The organism is Bacteroides sp., from assembly GCF_019417265.1.
Taxonomy (GTDB): domain Bacteria; phylum Bacteroidota; class Bacteroidia; order Bacteroidales; family Bacteroidaceae; genus Phocaeicola.
In genome coordinates, this window is the sequence record NZ_DXVR01000118.1 from 1 (window position 1) to 2733 (window position 2733).

Annotated in this window: 3 protein-coding genes; all 3 read left to right on the plus strand. The window is 41.5% G+C overall.

What is annotated here, in order from left to right; all coding sequences use genetic code 11:
• Positions 1 to 92 precede the first annotated feature (92 nt).
• Positions 93 to 785, plus strand: a complete 693-nt coding sequence (locus tag QZ379_RS11415; RefSeq protein ID WP_291564727.1) for a HesA/MoeB/ThiF family protein — start codon at positions 93 to 95, stop codon at positions 783 to 785.
• A gap of 58 nt (positions 786 to 843) precedes the next feature.
• On the plus strand, positions 844 to 1452 hold the full coding sequence (locus tag QZ379_RS11420) for a thiamine phosphate synthase (protein ID WP_291564730.1): 609 nt from the start codon (positions 844 to 846) through the stop codon (positions 1450 to 1452).
• Between the two features lie 91 nt (positions 1453 to 1543).
• The gene (locus tag QZ379_RS11425) at positions 1544 to 2485 is read left to right on the plus strand and encodes a ribose-phosphate pyrophosphokinase (protein ID WP_204390865.1); all 942 of its coding nucleotides are present in this window, start codon (positions 1544 to 1546) and stop codon (positions 2483 to 2485) included.
• Positions 2486 to 2733 lie beyond the last annotated feature (248 nt).

Here is a 2733-nt window from a genome sequence, read left to right on the forward strand (position 1 = left end):
ATGCAATATTTACAAATTAAAACTAGCAAGCTGAACTTGCGAAACTTAAATTAATAAGTCACATACATTATAAAATACTTTTAAATATAATAATGGAAAGATACAACAGACAAATCATTCTACCCGAATTAGGAGAGAGCGGACAGGAGAAACTAAAGAACGCAAAGGTGCTTATCGTTGGCGTTGGCGGTCTTGGTTCGCCCATAGCGCTGTATCTGACGGGTGCCGGAGTTGGGAATATAGGCTTGATAGACGATGACGTGGTAAGCGAAAGCAATCTGCAAAGACAAGTCCTGTATTCAGAAACAGAAGTCGGTCTGCCTAAAGCTGTACAGGCACAGAAAAGACTCAATGCACTGAACAGTCAGATTAAAATAGATGCATACGCCACACGTCTGACAAAAGAGAATGCCGAAGAGATAATCAGCAAATATGATATAGTTGTCGATGGCTGTGATAATTTCAAGACGCGCTACATCATAAATGACACTTGCGTCAAGTTGGGGAAAACGTATGTTTACGGTGCGATAAGAGCCTTCGACGGACAAGTGTCTGTGTTCAACTATCAGGGCGGAAAGAACTATCGTGACCTGTTTCCGGACGAAGAAGAGATGCTGTCAATGCCGGCCCCTCCGAAAGGAGTAATTGGAGTCACCCCCGGCCTGGTAGGCTGCGTGCAGGCAAACGAAGTTATCAAGATAATTTGCGGTTTTGGAGAAATTCTTGCAGGCAAACTATGGTATATCGACCTGAAAACACTGCAAACTAATACGATTTTACTGTAAAGATTAGGAATATTACAATTTGGTTACTAACTTTGCAGACAGATTTAGTGGTACACACATGAAACTGATACTGATAACAACTCCAGAATATTTTGTAGAGGAGGACCAAATATTAAATGCACTCTTCGAAGAAGGGTTAGACACATTACATCTTCGCAAGCCGGGGACAGAAGCGGTTTACGCAGAAAGACTGCTTACGCTCATACCGGAAAAATATCATAAGAAAATCGTCATACACGACCATTTCTACTTATGCAATGAGTATAAGTTAAAAGGTATCCACCTGAGCAGCCGCAATCCTATTGCCCCGGACAATTATTCCGGACATATAAGTGCTTCTTGTCATACTCTTGAAGAAGTACAGGAGGACAAAAAGATTTGCGACTACGTGTTCCTTAGCCCTATATTCGACAGTATTTCCAAAGAAGGATATTCATCAAATTTCACACCCGAAGCAATACGTGAGGCCGTAAAAGCTGACATAATAGACAAGAAAGTCATCGCCTTAGGGGGTATAGACGAAGAAAATATCCTCAGAGTCAAGGATTTCGGATTTGGTGGAGCAGCCGTTTTGGGAGGGCTGTGGTCTAAATTCAACCATAGTTCAGACAACAATTATCAAGAACTTATAGACCATTTCAGAAAGTTAAAACGTCTTGCTGACTAAATACTTATTGTATTTTTCCTGCAAAACGTTTGACATACTTGTATAAATGGTATAACTTTGCAAACAAATCAAGGCAATATATCTATTTACAATGAACGTACAATCACCTTTTAAAGTATTCTCCGGTACAAACTCGAGATACTTGGCAGAAAAAATCTGCAACAGTTTAGGATGCGAACTTGGTAACATGAACATTACACATTTCGCAGATGGAGAATTTGCAGTTTCTTATGAAGAGTCAATACGTGGTCAGCACGTGTTCCTCGTTCAGTCTACATTCCCAAACTCAGACAACCTTATGGAATTGCTCCTTATGATTGATGCTGCAAAGCGTGCTTCTGCAAAGAGCATTATCGCTGTAATTCCTTATTTCGGATGGGCTCGCCAGGACCGCAAGGACAAACCACGTGTTTCTATCGGTGCTAAGCTTGTAGCAAACCTTCTTAGTGTAGCAGGTATCGACCGTCTTATCACAATGGATCTTCATGCAGACCAGATTCAGGGATTCTTCGATATTCCTGTTGACCACCTGTATGCATCTACAATCTTCGCTCCATACATTCAGTCATTGAATCTGGAGAATCTTGTAATTGCTACTCCGGACGTTGGTGGTTCTAAGCGTGCAAGCACATATGCTAAGTTTCTCGATGTTCCATTGGTTCTTTGCCACAAGACACGTGAAAAAGCAAACGTAGTTGCTTCTATGCAAATCATCGGTGACGTGAAAGGTAAAGACGTGGTTTTGGTTGACGACATGGTTGATACAGCCGGTACTATCACTAAGGCTGCCGACATTATGAAAGAAGCCGGAGCAAACTCAGTAAGAGCTATCGCTTCACACTGCGTTATGTCAGGTCCTGCTTCTGAACGTGTACAGAACTCTCAGTTGGAAGAAATCGTATTCACAGACAGTATTCCTTATGCAAACCGTTGTGCTAAGGTTAAACAGCTTTCAATAGCAGATATGTTCGCTGAAACTATCCGCCGCGTGATGACTAACGAATCAATCAGCTCACAGTACCTGATTCCATAATATTCATCGCACGATAAAAAATATAAAGCGAAGAATCATAAACATTGTGGTTCTTCGCTTTCTTTTGTAATATATTCTTACTCTCATTTTTTGATATATGAAATTACTCTGGTTGGATTTAAACAGTTCGTATGCACATTCATCGCTTGCCCTGCCGGCTCTGCATGCACAGATGACAGACAACAAAAGCATTGTGTGGGTCAAGGTTTCGGCTACCATAAACGAGACCCCGGGAATGGTGGCAGAAC

Excerpts from the sequence above, each read along its gene's own strand:
- QZ379_RS11420 (WP_291564730.1), top strand. The coding sequence starts at position 844 with ATGAAACTGATACTGATAACAACTCCAGAATATTTTGTAGAGGAGGAC.
- QZ379_RS11415 (WP_291564727.1), top strand. The coding sequence starts at position 93 with ATGGAAAGATACAACAGACAAATCATTCTACCCGAATTAGGAGAGAGC.
- QZ379_RS11425 (WP_204390865.1), top strand. The coding sequence starts at position 1,544 with ATGAACGTACAATCACCTTTTAAAGTATTCTCCGGTACAAACTCGAGA.